Origin of the sequence: Catenovulum sp. 2E275, assembly GCF_025515275.1 — a bacterium.
Taxonomy (GTDB): domain Bacteria; phylum Pseudomonadota; class Gammaproteobacteria; order Enterobacterales; family Alteromonadaceae; genus Catenovulum.
The window spans coordinates 106,482-113,037 of the sequence record NZ_JAOPFU010000008.1; the positions used below are offsets into that span (position 1 = coordinate 106,482).

The window sequence follows — 6,556 nt, forward strand, 5'->3', positions numbered from 1 at the left end:
TACGAAGATTGTCATTATGATTAATATTTCTAAACGTAACATACTAAAAACTGCAATGTTTGGTAGCGGTGTAGCTAGTATCTGCTCATTAACTGCTTGCGCAAGGATGGACAGAACATCGACTCATTTAAACGAGCAAGAGTTTACCCAGCACGTTAAACAAATTAAACAAAACATTCAAAAACCAGCAATACCTAACCGCGATTTTTATGTTGAAGATTTTGGTGCTGTAGCAGACGGAAAAACCAATTGTACACAAGCTTTTGCTGAGGCGATTAAGCAAGCAAGTCAGGCTGGTGGTGGTCGGGTGATTGCAAGTCAGGGCATTTATTTAACTGGTGCTATCCATTTAGAGTCATATCTGGAGCTGCATATTGCGAGAGGTGCTACTTTATCTTTTATACCTGACCCTAGCTTATATTTACCCTTGGTACGTACTCGATATGAAGGAATGGAGTTAATGGGGTATTCGCCCCTTATTTATGCCTTTAATAAAACCGATATTGCAATTACTGGTGAAGGAATAGTCGAAGGTAATGCTAATCAAGACAATTGGTGGGCATGGAGTGGCAAATTTAATAACCGGCCAAATAGTCAAACACAAAGAGCATCTGTGCCCGCATTAGTTAAAATGATTGAGGCAAATGTACCGGTTGAAAACCGTATATTAGAGCAGAATTATTTGAGGCCACCGTTTATTCAGCCATATTTATGTAAAAATATATTAATTGAAGGTATTACAGTTAAAAACTCCCCTTTTTGGTGTATAACTCCGGTTTTTTGCCGCAGCGTAACTGTAAATAAGGTGCACTGCGTTTCACTTGGCCCTAACTCAGATGGGTGTAATCCAGATTCTTGTAGTAATGTACTCATTCAAAACTGCATATTTGATACCGGTGATGATTGTATAGCGATTAAGTCAGGGAAAAACACGGATGGTCGGCGTGTTGATATTCCGTGCCAAAATATTGTAATTGAAGATTGCCAGATGAAAGCGGGTCATGGAGGGGTGGTTATTGGCAGTGAAGTAACAGGTTCGGTTCGTAATATTTTTGCTCTACGCTGTTTTATGGATAGCCCTGAGCTGGATCGAGCAATCAGAATTAAAACAAACTCTGTGCGTGGTGGTATTGTTGAAAATTGCCATTTTAAAGATATAAAAGTTGGTCAAGTCAAGGATGCTATTGTGATTAATTACTTTTATGGCGAAGGTGATGCTGGGCAATATCAGCCCATTGTTAGAAATTTAACTATTACCAATTTTTATTGTGAAAAAGCTCAGCGTGCTTTTGTGATTAATGGCTATCCAACATCCCCTGTTAGCAATATTAAATTAGATAATGTTCAATTTGCTAAAGTAGAAAAAGAGAGTGTAATTCAACACATTGACCAGCTCGATAAACACAATGTCATTATTAATGGTCAATCTTTCTAATTTTTAGAATAAGTTAGTAGAGCTTACCTGTTCAGTCGATATACTACGCAGTGCCAAGTAGCAGGGATTGTATTATGAAAAAAGAAAGCTATAGCGTTACTTTATTATTAAATGCCAACAAGGCATTTGACAGACAAATTATTGAAGGGGTTGGACGCTATTTACAGTCAAGCAAAGTCAACTGGGATTTATATCTCGAAGAAGATTTTAGATGGCGTGAGGAGCAAATAAACAATTGGTATGGCGATGGTATTATAGCCGATTTTGATGATCCCAGATTGAGTCAGGTTTTAACCAGCTCAAAATTCAGAGCTAAATTGCCTATTGTTGGTGTAGGTGGATCTTATGCAAACCCGGCACATTATCCGGATATCCCCTATATTGCAACCGACAATTATGCTTTAGTCGAAGCTGCGTATAACCATTTGAAAAAACGAGGTTTTACTCGGTTTGCATTTTATGGTTTTCCCGATGAATATGTTTACCATTGGGCAAGTGAGCGCGAAAAAGCAATGGTGAAGCTGGCTAAGCAAGATGAGTTTCCTTGCAAAGTGATAAAAGGATTATTAACTAAATCGGATACATGGAAAGTATCAATGGACTATTTGGTACAAATATTAAAAAGACTAGAGCACCCTTGTGGCATAGTCGCAGCGACAGACTCCAGAGCGCGGCATTTATTAAGTGCTTGTGAAAAAGCTGGTATTTTTGTACCGGATCAAGTGTCGATTATTGGAATTGACGACGACGATGTAGTGCGTAGTTTATCCCGAACCAGTTTATCGTCTGTTCGCCAAAATGGAACCGAAATCGGCTATTTAGCGGCTAAGAATCTGGATATACTACTCCGCGGACATAGTATCCAAAAAAAAGTGGAACTTGTCTCTCCTTCGGCTGTGATAGGACGTGACTCAACTGACTTTAAAGCAGTTAAAGATCCGCATGTAATTCAGGCTGTGCATTTTATTAGAAATAATGCATTTCATGGCATTAAAGTTGAACAAGTTTGTGATTTTGTTGGTGTTTCCCGTTCAAATTTAGAACAAAGGTTTACCGAAGAGCGGGGGCATACACTACATATTGAAATCCATAATGTCAAAATCAACAAAGCCTGTGATTTATTAAGACATACAGATATGGATGTTAATACCATTTCAAGAGTTTGTGGTTACCCATCTTTGCAGTATATGTATACCTTATTTAAAAAGCATTTTGAGACCACACCAACGGCTTACCGTAAAAAATATAAAGCTATTGAGAATTAATATGTTTGAAAAAAATTATTGTTTTAAATTTATACCATTTTTATATTTTGTATGGGCTTTATCTGGCTGTAGCCAGCTACCAAGCAAGGCTGATTCAAATTATCAATTAGTCAACTTAGATCATGTAGTGCGGATTCAGTTTGATAGTAAGGTCAAACTGAATAAACAGGGAGTTGTTACCATTTATGATGGTTTAACTAATCAAAAAATCGAAACCATAACCCCAGGTTTGAACAAACAAAAAGTCGGTTTGCCTTTTAGCCGAAAGGTCAATCAACAACAAATTTATCTGCAAGAAAATACGTTATTTATTGAGTTAAACGACATGCTATTTGAATATGGGCAGAGCTATTATGTACATATTTCTAGTAATTTAGTATCTGGCGTATTAAATGGCCAGCCTTTTACTGGGATTAGAGATAAGTCGTTGGCATTTAAGATAAAACCTCAACCAAAATATAAAGCTAAGATGGTAGTAGACAGTAGTGGAGTGGCTGACTTTACCACAGTGCAAGGTGCATTAAATTATATGATGGCGCTCCAAAATACTGCGCCAAAACATATTGAAATAAAAAATGGTGATTACCATGAAATATTATATTTAAAAGGGGTTAGTAATTTAACGATTTCAGGTCAAGACCAACAACAAACACAAGTTTATTATACTAATAATGATGGGCTAAACCCGGGAGCATCCAACCGCGCATTATTTTTAATTGAAGATTCTGACCAAATTAACCTGATGAATTTCACCGTTAAAAATACTCATTTACGAACAGGTAAAGGTGATCAAGCCGAAGCTTTATATTTTAATAGCGAAACAGGCCGTTTGACGGCTAAAAATATGACGTTTGTCAGTGAGCAGGATACAATTTTGGTGAAAGGATATAACTGGTTTTATCATTCTAAAATTGTTGGAAATGTCGATTTTATTTGGGGATATAGTCAGGCAACTTTATTTGAAGATTGCGAAATTCAAACTATTGCCGATACCAAAGTGTATCCAAAAGATAGTCAAGGCGGCTATGTTTTACAGGCTAGAACACCAGATAAAAACGCGGTCGGTTTTGTCTTTTTAAATAGCCGGTTTACATCAGCACAAGGGGCGTTGGGAAATCAGGTTTTACCACAATCTACTTTTATTGCTCGCAGCGCTGGCTCAGATAAATTATTTGATAATATTACCTTAATTAATGCTCAGTTAGGTGAACATATAGCACCTCAAGCATGGTTAGCTAAAAAAACACCTAATCCATCCTACGCTAATGCTTTAACTGGTTGGAAGGAATATGGTTCAACCGATTTAACTGGTGAGCCAATTGATTATAGTTTTAGATCCCAACACGCCAAACAGTTAAGTTATTCAGAGGCTCAGCAATATATGGATAAAGCCTTTATTTTTAAAAGCTTTAACAATGGCAGTGGTTGGATACCATAATCTATAATGACTTGTTTTTCCAAAAAACTCTTTCAACCTCAAAAAATATGAGTTATTAACTATACTCTGTAATGTATGAATCTAAGAGCATAATTGACTAAACTTATGCCAGTTTTCAAAAAACTAATTAGTTAAGTAACTATAAGAATATAAGTCATTTAACTTAAATTGGTTCAGGGAGGTTTTGGGTGAGTTTTTTACGAACGTTTCATAATATAGTAACTGACCAAGCGTTATCGTTTGATCAAAAATCACAAGCTTTATTATCATTTGGCTTACAGGTATTTCAGTTAGATATAGGAATCATCAGTCAAGTTGAAGATAATCATTATACGGTTATTTACGTTGCTTGTTATAATCAGGAGTTACAAACAGGGGCTAGTTTTCCATTAGAAAACACCTATTGTGTTCATACGTTAAAAGCGGATAAAGCTTTATCATTTCATCATGCAGGGCAAAGTAAAATAGCGACGCATCCATGCTACCAAAACTTTCAGTTAGAATCTTATATTGGTGCTCCAATTAAAATAGATGGTAAAACTTATGGGACAGTGAATTTTTCTTCTGTTGAGCCGTCTCTCCCTTTTACTTCAGAACATATAGATTATATTGAGTTATTTGCACAATGGCTTGGGGCAGAGTTATCTCGTAATCAATTTATATATGAGCTTGAAGTAAATAATAAAACTCTTCAAAAACTTGAATCAGCCGCAAAAATTGGCACATGGCAATTTAATTTGGTTAATAATCATATAGATTGGAGTGCACAAACTAAAATTTTGCATGAAGTCTCACCTGATTACCAACCTAATATACAAGATGCGTTGGCATTTTATAAAAGCACAGATGATCAGAATTTGATCAGTGAAGCAATTGAGGTAGCAATACAAACGGGAGAGAGTTGGAACTTAGAATTAGAAATTATTACAGCAAAAAATAAAGCGGTATGGGTTGCTACTAAAGGGAGTGCAGAGTTTGTTAATGGTAAATGTATACGGCTGTTTGGCACTATTCAGGATATCACTGATTCAGTAGAATTACGTCAGGAATTAAGGCGAAAAAAAGAAGAAGCGGAGTTTGCTCTTGCTGAACGTAGTAAGTTATTTGCCAAAATTAGTCATGAATTAAGAACACCACTTAATGGCATTATTGGGATGTTAACTGCCGCAATTGATGAAGGCGATAATTCCCGCCGGCGTGACAAATTGAAAGTAGCGTTAAGAAGTTCCGATTTATTATTATGTATAATAAATGAAGTTCTTGATTATTCTAAAATTAGTTATGGAGAACTTAGCCTAGAGCCGAGTCATTTCTTACTTGAAACGGTTTTTGTTGATTTAGTCTCATTATTCACACCTTTATGCCAAAATAAATCTATTCAACTCAGACATAAACTTGAAATTGAAAATGCTACCTATGTTCATTTTGACGTGACTCGGTTAGGGCAAATCGTTTCAAACCTTTTAAATAATGCGATTAAATTTACACACTCAGGTTATGTTGAGCTAACTGTGCATACCCGAAAAATTGATCATCAAATACTGTTAACTTTATCAGTATCTGATACTGGTATTGGAATGAGTCAATCTACTTTAAATGCTTTATTTAAACCTTTTGTTCAAGGGGCTGAAAACATATCACAAAAATATGGCGGAACTGGTTTAGGCCTGTCTATTGTAAAAGAACTAGTTGAAATGATGGAAGGAGAGATAAAGGTTGAAAGTGAGTTGGGGGTTGGTACGACTTTTACAGTTAATCTGACTATGTTTGAGGGAGTGCAAGAAACTCATGAAAGTGAGCCGATACCTCAAATTAAAGATGCTGAAATATTAAAAGTATTAGTGGTCGATGATAATGAAATCAATAGAATAGTTATGGAATCTTGCTTATTAAAAATTAATATAAAACCCGAGTTTGCAATAGATGGTAGAGATGCAGTATTTAAATGCAGAAAGACTCAATATGATTTGATTTTCATGGATTGTATAATGCCTGAAATGGACGGATGGCAAGCGACAAAACAAATTAGAAAGGAGCGGTTAATTTCCCCAGAGGTGCCTGTTGCAGCCTTAACTGCTAATACTTCGGAATCTGATAAGTTAGAATGTAAAAAAGCAGGGATGGATTTATTCATTACTAAACCCATTAAGTTACCAATGCTTTATAAAGCGGTTAAAGAAGCTATAGACGTTAAAGCTTGTAAGCAGTTAGTCTAAGTTGTTTGGGTGACATTAAAAGTCACTTTATTAAATAACCTCAACTCTGGATAACAAATTGCTTTCTAGTGGTTATTTTCCCCGATAACTACGTTGAATTCGCTAGCAATAGCCAGCTATTACGTACGCAAATTCGCCTTGTTCTCAGAAAAAATCCCTCACTAGAAAAAGAACTTAAACTAAAAACCAATAAATTTAAGGC

General features: G+C 35.9%; 4 protein-coding genes. All 4 read left to right on the forward strand.

Annotation, left to right across the window (positions count from 1 at the left end; genetic code table 11):
* The first annotated feature begins 16 nt into the window (after window positions 1-16).
* Complete coding sequence (locus N7931_RS06660; RefSeq protein WP_262792833.1) at window positions 17-1,435, forward strand: glycoside hydrolase family 28 protein; 1,419 nt, start codon at window positions 17-19, stop codon at window positions 1,433-1,435.
* Window positions 1,436-1,509: 74 nt separating this feature from the next.
* A complete protein-coding gene (locus N7931_RS06665; RefSeq protein WP_262792835.1) occupies window positions 1,510-2,700 on the forward strand; it encodes a substrate-binding domain-containing protein in 1,191 nt (396 codons plus the stop codon).
* A 1-nt stretch (window position 2,701) separates the two neighbouring features.
* Window positions 2,702-4,138, forward strand: coding sequence for a pectinesterase family protein (locus N7931_RS06670; RefSeq protein ID WP_262792837.1), 1,437 nt, complete (start codon window positions 2,702-2,704; stop codon window positions 4,136-4,138).
* A gap of 188 nt (window positions 4,139-4,326) precedes the next feature.
* Window positions 4,327-6,354 (forward strand): ATP-binding protein, encoded by a 2,028-nt coding sequence (locus tag N7931_RS06675; protein WP_262792839.1) that lies wholly within the window; start codon window positions 4,327-4,329, stop codon window positions 6,352-6,354.
* The last annotated feature ends 202 nt before the right edge of the window (window positions 6,355-6,556 follow it).

Excerpts from the sequence above, each read along its gene's own strand:
- N7931_RS06660 (WP_262792833.1), top strand. The coding sequence starts at position 17 with ATGATTAATATTTCTAAACGTAACATACTAAAAACTGCAATGTTTGGT.
- N7931_RS06665 (WP_262792835.1), top strand. The coding sequence starts at position 1,510 with ATGAAAAAAGAAAGCTATAGCGTTACTTTATTATTAAATGCCAACAAG.
- N7931_RS06670 (WP_262792837.1), top strand. The coding sequence starts at position 2,702 with ATGTTTGAAAAAAATTATTGTTTTAAATTTATACCATTTTTATATTTT.